Source organism: Kitasatospora sp. NPDC058162, assembly GCF_042884005.1.
GTDB lineage: Bacteria > Actinomycetota > Actinomycetes > Streptomycetales > Streptomycetaceae > Kitasatospora.
In genome coordinates, this window is sequence record NZ_JBHVUS010000025.1 from 13115 (window position 1) to 30688 (window position 17574).

17 protein-coding genes are annotated in these 17574 nt (G+C 74.8%); 3 read left to right on the plus strand and 14 right to left on the minus strand.

Features of this window, described 5'->3' with window-relative positions:
* Positions 1–57: 57 nt before the first annotated feature.
* Positions 58–1506: an aminopeptidase P family protein gene (locus tag ACFVXG_RS32350; RefSeq protein WP_387932603.1), complete on the plus strand. Its 1449-nt coding sequence runs from the start codon at positions 58–60 to the stop codon at positions 1504–1506.
* Here ACFVXG_RS32350 and ACFVXG_RS32355 read toward each other — a convergent pair.
* Genes ACFVXG_RS32355 through ACFVXG_RS32365 form a run of 3 tightly spaced genes read right to left on the minus strand, consistent with a single transcriptional unit; the run spans position 1499 to position 4428 of the window.
* The gene (locus ACFVXG_RS32355; protein WP_387932605.1) at positions 1499–2533 is read right to left on the minus strand and encodes a nitronate monooxygenase; all 1035 of its coding nucleotides are present in this window, start codon (positions 2531–2533) and stop codon (positions 1499–1501) included. The genes ACFVXG_RS32350 and ACFVXG_RS32355 overlap by 8 nt on opposite strands.
* A gap of 60 nt (positions 2534–2593) precedes the next feature.
* Complete coding sequence (locus ACFVXG_RS32360) at positions 2594–3220, minus strand: response regulator (RefSeq protein WP_387932607.1); 627 nt, start codon at positions 3218–3220, stop codon at positions 2594–2596.
* Positions 3217–4428, minus strand: coding sequence for a sensor histidine kinase (locus ACFVXG_RS32365; protein WP_387932609.1), 1212 nt, complete (start codon positions 4426–4428; stop codon positions 3217–3219). Before ACFVXG_RS32365 ends, ACFVXG_RS32360 begins: the two co-directional genes overlap by 4 nt.
* A 163-nt stretch (positions 4429–4591) precedes the next feature.
* Between ACFVXG_RS32365 and ACFVXG_RS32370 the strand changes: the two genes are divergently transcribed.
* On the plus strand, positions 4592–5668 hold the full coding sequence (locus tag ACFVXG_RS32370) for an ABC transporter permease (RefSeq protein ID WP_387932611.1): 1077 nt from the start codon (positions 4592–4594) through the stop codon (positions 5666–5668).
* Positions 5665–6345 carry an ABC transporter ATP-binding protein gene (locus ACFVXG_RS32375; RefSeq protein ID WP_387932613.1) on the plus strand — a complete coding sequence of 227 codons (681 nt, stop codon included), beginning with the start codon at positions 5665–5667 and terminating at the stop codon, positions 6343–6345. Before ACFVXG_RS32370 ends, ACFVXG_RS32375 begins: the two co-directional genes overlap by 4 nt.
* A 1-nt stretch (position 6346) precedes the next feature.
* Here the strand turns inward: ACFVXG_RS32375 and ACFVXG_RS32380 are convergent, their stop codons facing one another.
* From ACFVXG_RS32380 to tatC, 11 genes are all read right to left on the minus strand, one after another.
* Complete coding sequence (locus ACFVXG_RS32380) at positions 6347–6943, minus strand: Uma2 family endonuclease (RefSeq protein WP_387932615.1); 597 nt, start codon at positions 6941–6943, stop codon at positions 6347–6349.
* Between the two features lie 100 nt (positions 6944–7043).
* Positions 7044–7754, minus strand: coding sequence for a GntR family transcriptional regulator (locus tag ACFVXG_RS32385; protein ID WP_387932617.1), 711 nt, complete (start codon positions 7752–7754; stop codon positions 7044–7046).
* Positions 7755–7912: 158 nt separating this feature from the next.
* Complete coding sequence (locus tag ACFVXG_RS32390; RefSeq protein WP_387932619.1) at positions 7913–8869, minus strand: ornithine cyclodeaminase family protein; 957 nt, start codon at positions 8867–8869, stop codon at positions 7913–7915.
* Entirely contained in the window at positions 8866–9888 is a 1023-nt protein-coding gene (locus tag ACFVXG_RS32395) for a proline racemase family protein (protein WP_387932621.1), read from the minus strand. The genes ACFVXG_RS32390 and ACFVXG_RS32395 overlap by 4 nt, the downstream gene beginning before the upstream one ends.
* 62 nt (positions 9889–9950) lie before the next feature.
* Positions 9951–11315 (minus strand): aldehyde dehydrogenase family protein, encoded by a 1365-nt coding sequence (locus tag ACFVXG_RS32400; RefSeq protein WP_387932622.1) that lies wholly within the window; start codon positions 11313–11315, stop codon positions 9951–9953.
* A 37-nt stretch (positions 11316–11352) separates the two neighbouring features.
* The gene (locus ACFVXG_RS32405) at positions 11353–12357 is read right to left on the minus strand and encodes a proline racemase family protein (RefSeq protein ID WP_387932624.1); all 1005 of its coding nucleotides are present in this window, start codon (positions 12355–12357) and stop codon (positions 11353–11355) included.
* 110 nt (positions 12358–12467) lie between these two features.
* A complete protein-coding gene (locus ACFVXG_RS32410; RefSeq protein ID WP_387932791.1) occupies positions 12468–13331 on the minus strand; it encodes a dihydrodipicolinate synthase family protein in 864 nt (287 codons plus the stop codon).
* A 158-nt stretch (positions 13332–13489) separates the two neighbouring features.
* Positions 13490–14893, minus strand: a complete 1404-nt coding sequence (locus ACFVXG_RS32415; RefSeq protein WP_387932626.1) for an NAD(P)/FAD-dependent oxidoreductase — start codon at positions 14891–14893, stop codon at positions 13490–13492.
* Complete coding sequence (locus ACFVXG_RS32420; RefSeq protein WP_387932628.1) at positions 14874–15194, minus strand: (2Fe-2S)-binding protein; 321 nt, start codon at positions 15192–15194, stop codon at positions 14874–14876. Before ACFVXG_RS32420 ends, ACFVXG_RS32415 begins: the two co-directional genes overlap by 20 nt.
* A 118-nt stretch (positions 15195–15312) precedes the next feature.
* Entirely contained in the window at positions 15313–16473 is a 1161-nt protein-coding gene (locus ACFVXG_RS32425; protein WP_387932630.1) for an NAD(P)/FAD-dependent oxidoreductase, read from the minus strand.
* Positions 16474–16644: 171 nt separating this feature from the next.
* Positions 16645–17538, minus strand: coding sequence for a twin-arginine translocase subunit TatC (gene tatC, locus ACFVXG_RS32430; RefSeq protein WP_387932793.1), 894 nt, complete (start codon positions 17536–17538; stop codon positions 16645–16647).
* Positions 17539–17574: the final 36 nt, after the last annotated feature.

Consider the following 17574-nt stretch of genomic DNA (forward strand, 5'->3'; position numbering starts at 1 on the left):
GTTACCCAGCTGTGTCCCACCAACCCCAGCTCCCCACCCCCGCCTAGGAGTTCACCGGTGACCCGACCCCGCCCCGGCCTCGCCGCCGGCAGCCACGACCTCGCGGTCTCCCCCGCCCTGGACGCCTTCATGGGCACCGCCTGGGCCGCGACCCCGCTCCCCGCCGACCAACGCGTCCCCGGCTACCCCGAGTTCGCCCGCCGCCGGGCCCGGCTCTCCGCCGCCTTCCCCGGCGAACGGCTGATCGTCCCGGCCGGCCGCCTCAAGGTCCGCTGCAACGACCTCGACCACCGCTTCCGCCCGCACAGCGCCTACGCCTGGCTCACCGGCCTCACCGGCGAGGACCAGGCCGACCACGTCCTCGTCCTCGAACCGGCCGGCCCCGAAGGCCACGAGCCGGTCCTCCACGTACGCCCCCGATCCCCGCGCAGCGGCGGCGAGTTCTACCGCGACCGGCGCTACGGCGAGTTCTGGGTCGGCCGCCGCCCCGACCTGGACGAGACCGCCCGGCTCACCGGGCTGCGCACCGAACACCTCGACGACCTCGGCAAGTTGCTCAGCGGACCGCAACCGCCCACCCGGGTGCTGGCCGGCACCGACGCCCTCGTCGACGAGGCCACCGGGCGCGGCTCCTTCACCCAGGACGACGAACTCGCCGCCGTGCTCTCCGAGTTGCGCCTGGTCAAGGACACCTGGGAGGTCCAGCAGCTGCAACTCGCCGTCGACCACACCGTCGCCGGCTTCGAGGACGTCGTCCGCGCCCTCCCCGCCGCCCTGCGCCACCACCGCGGCGAACGCTGGATCGAGGGCGTCTTCGACCTGCGCGCCCGCGCCGAGGGCAACGGCCCCAGCTACACCACCATCGCCGCCTCCGGCGCCCACGCCTGCGTCCTGCACTGGATCCGCAACGACGGCGCCCTCGACCCGAACGCCCTGCTCCTGCTCGACGCCGGCGTCGAGACCGACACCCTCTACGCCGCCGACATCACCCGCACCCTCCCGCTCAGCGGCACCTTCACCCCGGTCCAGCGCCAGGCCTACGAACTCGTCCTCGCCGCCCAGAGCGCCGGCATCGCCGCCCTGCGCCCCGGCGCCCGCTTCCGCGACTTCCACCGCGCCGCCATGCGGGTCATCGCCGAAGGCCTCGCCGACTGGGGCGTCCTGCGCATCCCCGCCGACCAGGCCCTCGCCGAGGACAGCGGCCTCTACCGCCGCTACACCCTCTGCGGCAGCGGCCACATGCTCGGCCTCGACTACCACGACTGCGCCAAGGCCCGCGCCGACCGCTACGTCGACGGCACCCTCGAAGCCGGCATGGTCCTCACCGTCGAACCCGGCCTCTACCTCCAGCCCGACGACGAAACCCTCCCCCTCGAACTCCGCGGCCTCGGCATCCGCATCGAGGACGACCTCGTCATCACCGAGGACGGCGCCCACCTGATGTCCGCCGCCCTCCCCAGGACCGTCCCCGCCATCGAGTCCTGGATGTCCACCCTGCTCAGCTGAGTCCGGCCCCCCGCGCGCTCCGCCACAGGTCCGTGACGAGGTGCTCGGCCGGGCCGGTGGCGGCCAGGTGGTGGGCGGTGCCGGCCCAGAGGTGCATGGCGTCGGTGTCGGCGCGGCGGGTGGCGGCGGCGCGCAGCGGGGCGGTGAGGTGGTGGACCTCGGGGTAGGCGGGCGGGGCGTACGGGCCGTGGCGGTCGATGAAGGCGTTGCGCAGGCCGCGGGCGGGGCGGCCGGTGAAGGCGCGGGTGACGACGGTCTCCGGCCGTTCGGTGAGCGCGGCCCGGTGCGCGGCCGAGGCGCCGGACTCGTCGGAGCGCAGCAGCGCCGTCCCCAGCTGCACCGCGGCCGCCCCGGCCCGCAGCGCCGCCGCGACCGCCGGGCCGTCTCCCAGTCCGCCCGCGGCGATCAGCGGCAGCGGCGTCACCGCCCGTACGGCGGCCAGCAGTTCCAGCAGCGGCAGCTCCCCCGGCCGGTCCGTCACCCGGTGGGTGGCGCGGTGCCCGCCGGCCTCCGGGCCCTGCACGCACAGGGCGTCCATGCCGACCGCCTGCGCCGCCCGCGCCTCCTCCGGCGTGGTGACGGTGCCGACCTGCAGCGTCCCCGCCGCGCGCAGCGCGGCCGCCTCCTCGGCCGTGGGCAGCCCGAAGGTGTAGGAGACGACCGGCACCGGGTCGGCGAGCAGCGCCTCGAGCTTGGCCTCCCAGTCGTCCCGGTCCGGCCCGATCCGCTCCGGCAGCGCCACCCCCCAGTGCTCGGCCTCGGGCCGCAGCCGTTCCCGGTAGGCGGCGACGGCCGCCGGGTCCCCGGGCGGGGCCGGCACGAAGAGGTTCACCCCGTACGGCCGGTCGCTCGCCTTCCGTACCGCGGCGATCTGTTCGGCCATCGCGGCGGCCGACTTGTAGCCCGCCGCGAGGAACCCGAGCCCGCCGGCCCGGTTCACCGCGGTCACCAGTTCGGGGGTGGAGGCCCCGCCCGCCATCGGGGCGCCAATCACCGGGACGGCGAGGTCATCGAGACGGACGGTCATCGGGGACGGCTCCTCACACGGTCACGGGCACCGGACGCCCCCACCCTACGCCCGGCCCGGTCAGCGGATCAGTCCGCGCCCGCGCGCCTCCCGCACCGCCGCGGTGCGCGAGTCCACGCCCAACTTCGTGTAGATGTGCACCAGATGGGACTTCACGGTGGCCTGGCTCAGGTGCAGCCGCTGGCTGACCTGCTGGTTCGTCAGCCCGTCCGCGACCAGCCCGAGCACCTCGGTCTCCCGCGCGCTGAGCGCCGCCGCGGGCGTCCGCATGCGTTCCAGCAGCCGGTCCGCCACGCTGGCCGCCAGCGCGCTGCGGCCCGCCGCGGCGGCCCGGACCGCCTGGGCGAGTTCCTCCGGCGGCGCGTCCTTCAGCAGGTAGCCGGTGGCGCCCGCCTCCAGGGCCGGCAGGGTGTCGGCGTCGCTGTCGTAGGTGGTGACGACCAGGACCCTCGGCGCCCCCGCCCGGGCGGTGATCGCGGCGGTGGCCTGGGCCCCGTTCATCGCCGAGCCGGGACCGAACTGGAGGTCCATCAGCACCACGTCCACGCCGGGTTCGGCGGCCAGCTCGACGGCCCGCTCGGCGGTCGCGGCCTCGGCGACGATGGCGAAGTCCGGTTCGCTCTCCAGCACCGCCCGCAGCCCGGCCCGCACCACCGGGTGGTCGTCGGCGATCAGCAGCCGGATCACGGTCCGACCTCCGGCGACGGGGCGACGGGCAGCTGTACGGCCAGCGCCGTCCCCTCCCCGGGTGCGGACTCCACGGTGAAGCTGCCGCCGAGCGCCCGGGCCCGGGCCCGCATCGAGGGCAGTCCGAAGCCGCCGTCCCCGCCGGTGCGGCCGGCGACCGCCGCCGGGTCGAACCCGGCCCCGTCGTCGAACACGTCCAACGCCACCTCGCCCTCCATGTAGCTGAGTGTCACCTCGGCCCGCGAGGCCTTCGCGTGCCGCACGGTGTTGCCGAGCGCCGACTGCGCGATCCGCAGCAGCGCGACCTCCTGGGGGGCGGGCAGCCGCACCTGGTCCCCGGAGACGTGCAGGTGGACGGGCAGGCCGCTGTGCGCCGTGGTGGTCGCGCACAGCCGCTCCAGCGCGACCGGGAGCGGATCGCCGTCCAGCGCGGGCGGGGTGAGCGCGCGGACGAAGCGCCGGGCCTCGTCCAGGTTGTCCTGGGCGGCCTGCCGCGCCTGCTCGACGTACCCGGCGGCGGCCTCGGTGCGCTCGGGCAGCGCCCGCTGGGCCGCGCGCAGCAGCAGCTGGATGGAGCTGAGGCTCTGCGCGAGGGTGTCGTGGATCTCCCGGGCCAGCCGCTCCCGTTCGGCGAGCACGCCGGCGGCGTGGTGGGCGGCGGCGGCGTCGGCGCGGGCGGCGGTCAGTTCGTCGATCAGCCGGCGCCGTTCCTCGCTCTCCCGGTACAGCGCCTGGTAGCCGAGCACGGTGGCGGTGGCGACGGCCGCGCCGAGCGCGGGCCCGATGGCGGCGGCCGGGTTGAAGCCGTGCTGGTGGAAGGACCACCCGGCGATCGCCGCCGCCGCTGTCAGCGCGACGGCGGCCAGCCCGCTGCGCCGGCCGAGCAGGTGCAGTTCCAGGAAGTACAGCGGGAACGCCAGCCACACCCCGTCCTGGGTGGCGACCAGCAGGCCCGCCCAGGTGACGCCGAGCAGCGCCAGCCAGAGCGCCGCGCCGCGGCGGGACCGGTGCACGGCGGCCAGCCGCGGCCCGATCGCGTACACGGCCGCCATCGCGGAGGCCGCGGCCGCGACGGCGGCCGGGTCCCCGCCCCGGTCGGCGAACGCGGCCCGGGCGACGGCGAGCGCCAGCAGGCCCGCCACCAGCAGGTGCAGGCAGACCCGGAGGACGAGGGCGACGGGGGTGGTTCTGGATCGTTCGGTCGCCATCCCTCCAGCCTAGGTTCCGACCCGGGCCCCGGCATCAATCAAAAGGTTGAACTCCGCTTCTGCCCTTTGATGCCCAGGATGCAATCCCCGGCGCGATGCCCGCGGACCCCCTTCTCCGGGACCGTGGGGACATCGCTCGCTCCGTCCGGCAGAAAGGCCCACCGTGTTCGTCGCCTGGAGGGATCTGGGGTTCGCCAAGGGGCGGTTCGCCCTGATGGGAACCGTCATCGTGCTGATCACCGTGCTGGTCGGCATGCTGTCCGGGCTGACCGCCGGGCTCGGCCGGCAGAACATCTCCGCGATCAGCGGCCTGCCCGCCGACCACCTGGTCTTCGGCAAGCCCGCCGACGGGCAGGAGCTCAACTTCACCGACTCCCAGGTCACCCCCGACCAGTGGCAGGCCTGGTCCCGGGAGCCCGGCGTCACCTCCGCCCAGCCGCTCGGCATCACCACCACCAAGGCCGCCGCCGGGCAGCGCACCGCCGCCCTGTCCGCCTTCGGCGTCCCCGACGGCTCCGGCCTGGCCCCGCAGGGCGGCCTGATCGCCCCCGGGAAGGCCGTGCTCTCCAAGGCCGCCGCCGAGAAGCTCGGCAACCTCACCCCCGGCGCGGGCTTCACCCTCGCCGGGCACCCGCTGCAGGTGGCCGCCGTCGACGGCGACGCCGCGTACAGCCACACCCCGGTGATCTGGACCAGTCTCACCGACTGGCAGCAGTTCGCCCCCGGCGGCGCCGGCCACGCCACCGTCATCGCGCTCCGCACCGCCGGGGGCGCCGACCTCGCCGCCGCCGACACCCACCAGGGGACCGTGACCCGCACCCGGGACGACGCCCTCGCCGCGATCGGCTCCTACACCTCCGAGAACGGCTCGCTCCAGCTGATGCGCGGCTTCCTGTTCGCCATCTCCGCCCTGGTGATCGGCGCCTTCTTCACCGTCTGGACGATCCAACGCAGCGGCGACATCGCCGTGTTGAAGGCCCTCGGCGCCTCCACCCGCTACCTGCTGCGCGACGCCCTCGGCCAGGCCGTGCTGCTGCTGGTGCTCGGTACGGCCGTCGGCACCGCGATCGCCCTCGGCGCCGGCTCGCTGATCGGCTCCGCCGTCCCCTTCGTCCTGGACGCCCCGACCCTGCTGCTGCCCGCCGCCGTCATGATCGCCCTCGGCGCGGTCGGCGCGGCCCTGTCCATCCGCCGGATCACCTCCGTCGACCCGCTGACCGCCCTGGGGAGCGCCCGATGAGCCTCGAAATCGACCGCATCACCTTGACCTACCCGGACGGCGACGGCCGGCTCACGGCACTGAACGACGTCTCGCTGACCGTCCCCAAGGGCACGCTCACGGCCGTCGTCGGCCCCTCCGGCTCCGGCAAGTCCAGCCTGCTGGCGGTGGCCGCCACCCTGATCGCCCCGGACTCCGGCCGGGTCGTCGTCGACGGTACCGACACGGCGGGCCTCAGCCGCGCCGAACTCACCGCCCTGCGCCGCACCAGGATCGGCATCGTCTTCCAACAGGCCAACCTGCTGCCCTCGTTGACGGCCGCCGAGCAGCTCCAGGTGATGGCCCACCTCGACGGCCGCTCCCCGCGCAGCGCCCTCCCCCGCGCCCTGGAACTCCTGGACGCCGTCGGCCTGCGCGACCAGGCCGCCCGCCGCCCCCACCAGCTCTCCGGCGGCCAGCGCCAGCGGGTCAACATCGCCCGCGCCCTGATGAACGACCCCACCGTGCTGCTGGTCGACGAGCCCACCAGCGCCCTCGACCACGAACGCGGCGCGGCGGTACTCGACTTGATCACCGAACTCACCCACCGCCGGGCGACCGCCACCGTCCTGGTCACCCACGACCGCACCCACCTGACCGCCGTCGACCAGATCGCCGAGGTACGGGACGGACGCCTGACGGTCCCGGCAGTCGCCTGAGCTACTTCTTGGCGGTGAGCACATCGTCCACCGAGAGCGTCACCGACGCCCCGATCGACTCCGGCAAGGTGAACGACTGCCCGGGGTGGTGGACGGCGTGCACCCGGTACTCGCCGTCCTTGGGGTCGGTCAGCACCATCACACGTTGATTCGTCCGGTCCACGATGACGTAGACCGGCACCCCGGCCTCGGCGTACAGCGGTGGCTTGACCTTCAGATCAGTCGTGAAGTTCGACGACGTCACTTCCAGTGCAAGACGGAAGACCGCTGGGTCATAGCAGTTGCGTTCGATCAGGTGTTCTCGGTAGTCAGCATCAACAACACACAGATCCGGAATCGCGTAGTCGGACGGTCCGCCCGGCAACCACAGGCCCATCCCTTGAACCACTCGGGACGTGTCACCATGGAGCCCCGCTGCCAACAACGGGATCATCAGGTCCGTGAGCGTCTCTCCATGCGGCCCGTCCGGAGGCGGCGTCACCGTGATCTGACCTCCAAGAATCTCGACCCGGTGCCCCACGAGTCGATCAGAGATCAGCTCTGCGGCTTCGAGCAACGTCATCTGCTCGAAGGGCTCTTCCACTGCGGCGGCGGACATGGAGTTCCTCCTGACTGCCGATGTCGAGATCATCATCGTAGAACGCGAGCGCCTTCCCGTACCCGATCCCCATCCTTCACCCGAACGGGTGGTTTAGCCCCTACCGGGCCCGCAGCCGCAGCCCCGGCTGCTCCGCTTCCGCCGCCTCGTCCTGGCCCGCCCAGAGCGAGCGGACGTGGCTGAGGTGGCGGGTCATGCAGGCCTCCGCCGCCGCGGCGTCGCCGCTCAGCATCAGGTCGAGCAGCTCGAGGTGCTCCTCCGCCGAGGAGACCAGCTGCCCCTGCTCGTCCAGCCGGGTCAGCCCGTACAGCCGGGAGCGCTTGCGCAGGTCGCCGACCACCTCCACCAGCCGTGCGTTGCCGGCCAGGCCGAGCAGGTCGAGGTGGAACTGCCGGTCCGCCTCGAGGTAGCCGATCAGGTCGTGCTTGCGCGCGGCCGCGACGATCGCCTCGGCCTGCGGGCGCAGCCGCTCCAACTGTTCCTTGGTGGCGGTGCGGGTGACCAGGCCGACGGTCGGGACCTCGATCAGGGCGCGGATCCCGGTGTAGTCGTCGAGGTCGCGCTCGGTGAGTTCGGTGACCCGGAAGCCCTTGTTGCGGACGGCCTCGACCAGCCCTTCCCGGGCGAGGTCGAGCATGGCCTCGCGGACGGGGGTCGCGGAGACGCCGAAGTCGGCGGCGAGGGCGGGCGCGGAGTAGACGACGCCGGGGCGCAGTTCGCCGGAGATCAGGGCGGCCCGGAGCGCGTGGGCGACCTGGTCACGGAGCCGCTCCTGCACGGAGATCAGGGTGCGGGACTTGAGCTCGGCCATGGTGTTCCTCCGGTGGGTGCAGAACACCAGCGTACAATGTCACGTTACGTTGAGCGTGCAACATTCCACGATCCGAACGGCCGGGTCGAGGCCGACACCGCCGCCGACGTTCATGGTGGCAGCGACCACCGGCCGGCACAACGGTCGCTCTACGGCGACTATTCCGACTGAGGCGACGACACCCCGGCCCGGTACACCTCCGCCGCCACCGCGAGGTCCTCCCACGCCATCCCGACGCTCTTGAAGAACCGCGGCCGCCCGTCCGGCACCAGCGCGTCGCCGCGCAGCAGCTCGGCCAGGTTCCACACCTGCCGCCGCCCGAGCGCGCCCGCCAGCAGCAGGTCCCCGGCCTCCCGGGCCGCCACGGCCCGTGCCTCCACGTACAGTTCGGCCCGTCCGACCAGCACCTCGTCCACCTCCCGGGCGTCCGGCTCGTGCGAGCCGACCGCGGCGACGGCCGCGTGCGCGGGCACCAGCGCGCCGTCGAACAGCGGGGTGCGCGCGGTCGTGCAGCAGACCACCACATCCGCCTGCCCGACCGCCTCCGGCCCGCCCGCCGAGGCCGCCAGCCCGAGCCCCCGCGCGTACGCGACCAGTGCGGCCGCCCGGCCGGCGTGGCGCGCCACCACGGTGAGCCGCCGCAGCGGCCGGACGGTGAGCAGCGCGTCCAGGTGCCCGTAGGCCTGCGGCCCGGAGCCGAACACCACCAGGTGTCCGGCCTCCGGGACCGCGAGCCGCGCCAGCGCCGCCGCCGTCACGGCGGGCGTGCGCAGGGCGGTGAGGGCGGCGCCGTCCAGCAGCGCCAGCGGCTGGAGCGTCGGCCCGTCCAGCAGCAGGTAGCTGCCGGTGATCCGGGGCAGCCCGCGCGCGGGGTTGGCCGGCGCGACCCCGGCGATCTTCACCCCGGCGTACGGCCCGGCGGCGGCGGGCATCAGCAGCAGCTCGCCGGCGGGGACCGGGACGGCCGACCGGGCGGGCGCCGCCTCCGGGTCCAGCCCGTCCAGCAGCGCCCGCTCGATCGCCCCCACCGCCCCGGCGGGCCCGACTCCGCCGGTGCCCGGCACGGTGTACTGGAGCGGCTCAGCCCCCGCACCGGGCAGCACAGTGGCTGTCACAGCGTGAACCCCGCCCCGAGCGAGTCCCCCGGCTCCAGGACGAACAGGTGCTCGCCGGTCCGGAACGCCGTGCCGCCGACCTCGGTGACGACGCCCGCCCCCAGCGGGTCACCGCCCGCCACCACCCGCCCGGTGAACACCGTGCCGATGACGGACTCGTGCCGCAGCTCCTCCCCCGGCGCGATCCGCCCTTCGGCGGCGAGCACCGCCAGGCGCGCGGAGGTGCCGGAGCCGCAGGGCGAGCGGTCGATCTGCCCGTCCGCGAACACCACCGCGTTCCGCTGGTTCAACACCCCTTCGGCCGACGGCAGTTCGTCGTACAGCACGACCCCGTACACCCCGGACAGCCGCGGGTCGGTCGGGTGCGCGACGGCCTCCGAGCCGGCCAGCAGCGCCCTGATCTCCCGCCCCACGGCGACGAGTTCGGGCAGCAGGCCGGGTTCGACGGCGAGCCCGAGCGCGGCCGCCGGCACCGACACGTAGCACGCCCCGGAGTGCGCGACGGCGACCTCGACCGTGCCCCGCGAGGTCTCGACCGGCAGCTTCAGGGCGCTGACCCGGCTCGGCACGTTGCGGAAGGTGACCCCGGTGGTGCGCCCGGCGGCCCGGTGCACCAGGGCGGTGACCCGCCCGGAGGGCACGTCGATCCGCACCCGGGCCACGCCGTCCGCGGGGGCCGGGACGAGCCCGGAGTCCACGGCCCAGGCGCCGAGCGCGATGGTGCCGTGCCCGCAGGCGGTCGAGTAGCCGTCCTTGTGCCAGAACAGCACGCCCAGGTGGGCCTCGTCGTCGTCCGGCGGCACCAGGAACCCGCCGTACATCCCGGCGTGCCCGCGCGGCTCCCGGACGAGCAGTTGCCGGACATCGTCCAGCGCGCTCGGCCGGGGCGCGGTCGCGCTGCCGCCCGCGCCGATCGCGATGGCCCGCCGCTCGGCGACGCTGTCACCGGGGATCGGGGGCACCCCGTCCAGCACGATCCGGAACGGCTCGCCGGCGGCGTGGTAGTCGACCGTGCTCACGCACAGCACCGGCCCCGCGCCCGCGCCCGACCCCGACCCCGACCCCGACCCCGTACCCGGCATCACAGCCCCCCGCCCGGCAGCACGCTGATCGTCCGGCTGACGGTGTAGAACTCCAGCGCCGCCCGGCCCTGTTCGCGCTCGCCGTGGGCCGCCCCCTTGGTCCCGCCGAAGGGCAGGTGGAAGTCGACGCCGCTGGACGGCGCGTTGACCCGGATCATGCCCGCGTCGAGCCGCTCGGCGGCGGCCAGGGCCGCGTCCAGGCTACGGGTGTGCACCGAGGTGGCGAGGCTGTGCGGGGTGTCGTTGGCGAGCGCGATGGCCTGGTCCAGGTCGGCCGCCGCGTGCAGCACCGCGACCGGGCCGAAGAACTCCTCGCGCGCCAGCGGGTGTTGGGCGGGAACGTCGGCGAGCAGGGTCGGCTCGACGTACCAGCCGGCCCGCTCGGGCACCCGCCCGCCGGTGAGCACGCTCGCCCCGGCGGCGACGGCCGACTCCACCGCCGTGACCATCCGCTCCCGCGCGGCAGCGGCGATCACCGGCCCGCACACGGCGTCGTCCACCGCCGACAGCGCCTTCACCAAGGCCTCGCGCAGCGGCCCGTACGCCGCCCCGACCGCGATCACCCGGCTGGTGGCGGTGCACTTCTGCCCGGCGTACCCGGCGATCGCGGCCGCGATGTGCCCGGCGGCCAGCTCCACGTCCGCGTCCGGCAGCACCAACGCGGCGTTCAGGCCGCCGAGTTCGGCCTGCACCGGCACCCCGCGCCCGGTGGCGGCCCGCACCACGGCCCGGCCGACCCCGGTCGAGCCGGTGAAGGACAGCACGTCCGCCGCCTCGACCAGCGCCGCACCCTCCTCGGCGCCGCCGGGCAGCACCGTGAGCACGTCCTCGGGCAGGCCCGCGGCCGAGGCCAGCTCGGCGAGCCGCAGCGCGCACGCCGTCGCCTCCGGCGCGGGCTTGAGCACCGCCGTGTTGCCGACCGCCAGGGCCGGCGCGGCCTTCCAACTCGGGATCGCCAGGGGGAAGTTCCACGGCGCGATCAGCCCGGCCACCCCGTGCGGGCGGCGCCGGGTGAGCAGCAGCCCGGGCCCGGCGGCGGTCTCGTGCACCGCGCCGGAAGGCTCGTACGGCGCCTGGGCGTAGTAGCGCCAGATCGCCGCCGTCCGGGCGACCTCCCCCCGGGCCTCGGCGAGCGGCTTGCCGACCTCGCGCACGATCAGTGCGGCGAGCTCGTCGGCGTGCGCCTCGACGGCCTCGGCGATCCGGCCCAGCGCGGCCGACCGGGCGCCCGCCCCGGCCGCGAGCCAGCCGCGCTGGGCGGTCCGGGCCCGTCCGACGGCGGCCCGCACGGCCTCGGCGCCGGGCGCCTCGACGGCGACCACGAGGTCGGTCGGGTCGGCGGGGTTGTACGAGGTGATGGTCACAACTACCAGCCCTTCAGAGCACGTTCAAGACAAAGCGTCAGAGCAGGAAGCCCGCCGGGAACGGGTCGTCCGGGTCGAGGAAGTACTGCGCGGTGCCGGTGACCCAGGCCCGCCCGGTGACGGTGGGCACCACGGCCGGCCGCCCGGCCACCTCGGTCTCCGCCACCAGCCGGCCGGTGAAGGTCGTCCCGATGAAGGAGTCGTTGCGGAAGTCCCGGTCCAGCGGCAGTTCGCCGCGCGCGTGCAGCTGTGCCATCCGGGCCGAGGTGCCGGTGCCGCAGGGCGAGCGGTCGAACCAGCCGGGGTGGATGGCCATCGCGTGCCGGGAGTGTTCGGCGGTGGAGCCGGGGGCGAGCAGCTGGACATGGTGGCAGCTGTGGATGGACGGGTTCTCCGGGTGCACCGGCCGGTCGGGGCCCGCGTTGATCGCGTCCATCAGGGCGAGGCCGGCGTCCAGGATCTCCTGCTTGCGCTCGCGCTCGAACGGCAGCCCGAGCTCGGCGAGCGGCAGGATCGCGTAGAAGTTGCCGCCGTACGCGAGGTCGTAGCCGACGGTGCCGTAGCCGGGCACCTCGATCTTGCGGTCCAGCGCGACGGAGTACGAGGCGACGTTGCGGATGGTGACGGCCTTGGCGGCGCCGCCCTCGACCCGCACCTCGGCGACCACCAGTCCGGCGGGGGTGTCCAGCCGTACCGTCGTGACCGGCTCGACCACCGGCACCATCCCGGTCTCGACCAGGACGGTGGCCACACCGATGGTGCCGTGCCCGCACATCGGCAGCAGCCCGGACACCTCGATGTAGAGCACGCCGAAGTCGGCGTCCGGCCGGGTGGGCGGCTGCAGGATCGCGCCGCTCATCGCGGCGTGCCCGCGCGGCTCGTACATCAGCAGGGTGCGGAAGTGGTCCAGGTGCTGCTGGAAGTGCACCCGGCGTTCGGCCATGGTGGCGCCGGGGATGACGCCGAAGCCTCCGGTGATCACCCGGGTCGGCATGCCCTCGGTGTGCGAGTCGACGGCGTGGAACACGTGACGGCTGCGCATTCCTGACAACTCCTCTGACGGTACGGTCGGTTGAGGCCGGCTGCCCCCGCAGCCGGCCGGCCGGCAGGAACTGCCGACGGGAACTGCCGGACAGGAACCACCGGCAGGAACTACGACAGGCCCTCGGCCAACGCCTTCTCGGTGGCCGCGCGCACGGCCGCCTCGATCTCCGGCTCCAGCGGCCCGCGCGGCGGACGGACCGGGCCGCCGGGGCGCCCGGCGATGTCCATGGACAGCTTGATGGCCTGGACGAACTCGGTCTTGGAGTCCCAACGCAGCAGCGAGTGCAGCGACTTGTAGAGCGGCAGCGCGGTCTCCAGGTCGTGCCCGACGGCCGCGCGGTAGAGCGCCACGGAGGCCTCCGGCAGCGCGTTCGGGTACCCGGCGATCCAGCCGACCGCACCGGCCAGCGCCAGTTCCAGCAGCACGTCGTCGGCACCGATCAGCAGGTCCAACCCGGGTGCCAGCTCGGCGAGTTCGTACGCCCTGCGGACGTCCCCGCTGAACTCCTTGACCGCCACGATCGAGCCCTCGCCGTGCAGTCGGGCGAGCAGCGCGGGCACCAGGTCGACCTTGGTGTCGATCGGGTTGTTGTACGCGACGACGGGCAGGCCGGCCCGGGCGACCTCGGCGTAGTGGGCCAGCACCGAGGCCTGGTCGGCCCGGTAGGCGTTGGGCGGCAGCAGCAGGACGGAGCCGGCCCCGGCCTCGGCGGCCTGCTCGGCCCAGCGGCGGGATTCGGCGCTGCCGTAGGCGGCGACCCCGGGCATGACCCGGGAGCCGTCGCCGGCCGCCTCGACCGCCACCTCGACGATCCGGGCGCGCTCCTCGGCGGTCAGCGTCTGGTACTCGCCCAACGAGCCGTTGGGGACGACGCCGTCACAACCGGACTCGATCAGCCAACGGACGTGCTCGGCATAGGCGTCGTAGTCGACGGAGAGGTCCGGGCGCAGCGGGATCGCGGTGGCGACCATGATGCCGCGCCAGGGGCGGGTGGTGTCGTGCGGGGTGATGGACACGTTGGGCTCCTTGGTGAGGTGTGACATTTTATAAACAGCGACAGGTCGGAGACAAGAGTCCCCGCCCGACGCGTTCCGACGGATCGGGCGCGGCCTGATCCACAAGACCCGGCCTACTCCCCTGGGCCCGCCGCCAGTTGCGAGAGCGGCACCGGGCAGGCCATCGGCCGCCGGTCCGCCCCCGGCGCCGCGGCACCGGACAGACAGGCCACGGCCGGACCGCACATCCGCCCCTGGCACCAGCCCATCCCCGCCCGGGTGAGCAGCTTGACGGTCCGGGGGTCGCCCGCGCCCAGCTCCTCCACCGCCTCCCGGATCCGCGCGACCGGCACCTCCTCGCACCGGCACACGTCGGTGTCCGGCCGCAGCCACCCGGTCCAGCCGGACCCGGGCCGGTGGGCCGCCGCCATCAGCGCGGCGAACTCCCGCAGCCGCGACCGGCGGCGCAGCAGCGCCCGCCCGGGCAGCACCCCGGCGACCGCGTGCGCGGCCAGCTCCCCCTCGACGAGCGCGAGGTCCGCGCCGCCGACGCCATTGGTCTCCCCCGCGGACCAAAGACCCGGGACGGAGGTGCGCAGCCGGGCGTCGACCCGCAGCGCGACACCGCCGTCCGGCCCGGCGAGGGTGTCCGCGCCGAGCTCGGTGGCCAGGTCGATCTGCGGCAGCAGCCCGTGGCCGACGGCGAGCGCGTCGCAGGCGATCCGCCGCTCGGTGCCGGGCAGCGGCCGCCAGTCGGCGTCCAGCCGGGCCACGGTGACGGCGGTGACCCGGTCCGTCCCGTGCACCTCCACCACCGCGCTGCGCGGCCGCAGCCGTACGCGGTGCCGCAGCAGCGCGCCGCCGTGCCCGGCGCCCTCGACCAGCTTGGCGGGGACGGCCGCCAGCACGCCGGGGCGCCGGGCGTACCCGAGGTAGTCGCTCGCCTCGACCACCGCCGGGACTTCAGCCCCGGCGGCGACCAGCGAGGAGGCCGCCGCGAGCAGCAGCGGCCCGCTGCCGGCCACCACGATCCGCCGCCCGGGCAGCACCAGCCCGGCCTTGAGCATGGCCTGCGCGCCGCCCGCGGTGACCACCCCGGGCAGGGTCCAGCCGGGGAACGGCAGTTGCCGCTCGTACGCCCCGGTGGCGAGCAGCACCGCCCCGGCCCGGAGGGTGGTCCGGTCCTCAGGTCGCGGTCCGACGGTGACGTGCACCGCGAAGCCGTCCGCGGTCCGCTCCAGCGCCCACACCTGGTGGCCGCCGCGGAAGTCGGCCCGCGGGTGGGCGGAGAGCCGCGCGGCCAGCCCGGCGTACACCGGCCAGCGGTGGTGCAGCCGGTCCGGACGGCTCGCGCCGAGTCCGGGCGCCGGGTGCCGGTAGTACTGCCCGCCGGGTCGGTCCGCGCCGTCCAGCAGGACGCAGCGCAGCCCGAGGTCGGCGGCGGTGACGGCGGCGGCCAGCCCGGCCGGCCCGGCCCCCACCACGGCGAGGTCGAAGGGTTCGTACGTCCCGGAGGACTCAGACGGCGAGGTCGGCACGGCCGTGACCCTCCTGGGTGGTGACGATGGTGCCGGGCTCGGCGGGCAGCAGGCACAGGCGCTGGTTGGCCCGGCCGTCCACGGTGGCCAGGCAGTCGAAGCAGGAGCCGATCCCGCAGAACGCCCCGCGCGGGCGTCCGCCGGTCCGGGTGGTGCGCCAGGCGAGCACGCCGTCGGCCCAGAGCGCGGCGGCGATCGACTGCCCGGGCAGGGCACGGACGGGCCGCCCGTCGAACTCGATGTGGTGGCCGGGCCCGGGTTCGGCCCCGACCAGCCCGGCAGGGGTTCGGCGACGCGTCACCGGCTGCTCCATTCCGTCGTCTCCGTCGTCCAGCTCATCCGATCCATCGCCCGCAGGCCCTCCACCGACGCCACCCGCACTCCCACCCGCACCCGCACCCGCACCCGCACCCGCACCGTCATTCCGCGGGGAACCGGTCCGCCCGGAACGGCGCGAGGTCCAGCTCCGGCCGTTTCCCGGTCAGCTGCTCGGCGATCAGCAGCCCGGTGGCGGGCGCCAGCCCGATCCCGGCCCCCTCGTGCCCGCAGGCCTGGTACAGCCCCGACACCCGGGGGTCCTCCCCGATCGCGGGCAGGTGGTCCGGCAGGTACGGGCGGAAGCCCCGGTAGGTGCGCAGCACGGCGACCTCCGCGAGCACCGGGAACAGTCGCGCCGCCTCGGCGGCCAGCCGGCCGATCGCCTCCTGGGAGAGGGTCCGGTCGAAGCCGACCCGCTCCCGGCTGGCCCCGATCAGCACCGGCCCGCCCGGGGTGCCCTCGATCACCGAGGAGGTCTGCAGCCCGGCCGAGCCGCTCGCCACGTCGGCGACATAGTCGGCGGAGTAGACCTTGTGCCGGACGACCCGCGGCAGCGGCTCGGTGACCAGGACGAAGCCGCGCCGGGGCAGCACCGGCAGGTGCACCCCGGCCAGCGCGGCCAGTTCGGCGCCCCAGGTACCGGTGGCGTTCACCACGGCGGGGGCGGCCAGCCGGCGCCGGGCGGTCCGCACGCCGCGCACCGCGCCGTCCGGGCCGCGCTCCACGGCCGTCACGTCCTCCCCGGTGATCAGCTCGGCGCCCATCCGGCGGGCCGCGCGCAGCAGGTGGGCGGCGGCGAGCGCGGGCTGCACCTGGGCGTCCTGCGGGTAGTGGTAGCCGCCCGCGAGCCCGGGGGCGAGGTGCGGCTCCAGCTCGTGCAGCCGCTCGGCCGGGACCTCCTCGGCGGTCACCCCGGCCGCGGCCTGCCCGGCGGCGAAGGCCCGCAGCGCCTGCTGGCCGGCCTCGGTCGAGGCGACCACCACGCCGCCCTTGGGCTCGTACTCCACGGCCGGGCCGAGTTCCTCGGCGAGTTCGTGCCAGAGCCGGGTGCTGAGCAGGGCGAGGTCGAGTTCGGGCCCGGGTTCCTTGTCGGAGACCAGCAGGTTGCCCTCGCCCGCCCCGGTGGTGCCCCCGGCGACCGACCCGCGGTCGACGACGGCGACGGCGAGGCCGGCCCGGGCGGCGTAGTAGGCACAGGCGGCGCCGACGACTCCGGCGCCGACCACGACGACGTCCAGCGGAGGTGTCCAGGTCTTCAGCACGTCAGTAATATGTCACATGCCATCAACCCTGCCAAGAGCCGAGCACCCCCCTTACACAGCCGACCGGCCCGGAACAACAGGAAGCCCCGGCCCCCGCACGAAGCGAGGACCGGGGCCACCGGCTCAATCGATCACCGGCCGAACCACTCACCGGCTCGACCGCTCACCGACTCAGGTGATGTCGTCCATCTGCTCCCGGCGCGCCCCCGGCACCGGCGCGGCGCCCGCCGCCGGCGCCGACGAGGCCTCGACCAGCTCCGCGCCCGCCACCGCGTCCACCGAGAGGTCCACGTGCGAGGCCTCCTCGTCGTCCAGGTCGGCGTCCGGGTTGTTCCGGCGCTTGCGCCGGTCGTTCATGATCGCGATGCCCACCGCGACGAAGTACAGCGCCCAGATCGGCGCGGCCAGCGTCAGCATGCTCACCGGGTCGGCGCTCGGGGTCGCGAAGGCCGCGAACACCGTGATGCCCATGACCATGCCGCGCCACCAGCCGAGCAGCCGCTTGCCGGTGACCATGCCGACCTGGTTCATCATCACCAGCAGCAGCGGGAACTCGAAGGCCAGACCGAAGACCAGCACCATCCGGGTCGCGATGTCGAGGTAGTCCTCGGGGGGCAGGATCGGCGTGGTCTTGTCCGGGGTGAACGAGATCAGCACGTCGACCGTGGTCGGCAGCACCAGGATCGCCACACCCACACCGGCGAGGAACAGCGGCGCCCCGCAGAGCATGAAGACGACCGCGTACTTCTTCTCGTGCTTGTGCAGGCCGGGCGCCACGAAGGCCCACACCTGGTACAGCCAGATCGGCACCGTGGCGACCACACCGGCCGTCAGCGAGACCTTCAACATCCAGGTGAAACCGGCGGTCAGACCGATGTTGGAGACCTGGGCGCACTTGCCGTGGTACTGCGCCGCGGTGTCCGCCGTACAGCGCGGCAGCGGCTGCAGCAGGAAGTTCTCGATCTGGCGGTGGTAGAACGCCGCGGCGATCGTGATCACCACGATCGCCAGGACCGACTTGACCACGCGGTTGCGCAGTTCCCGCAGGTGGTCGGCGAGGGCCATCCGCCCCTCAGGATCCTTGTCCGCCTTCGGCGCCTT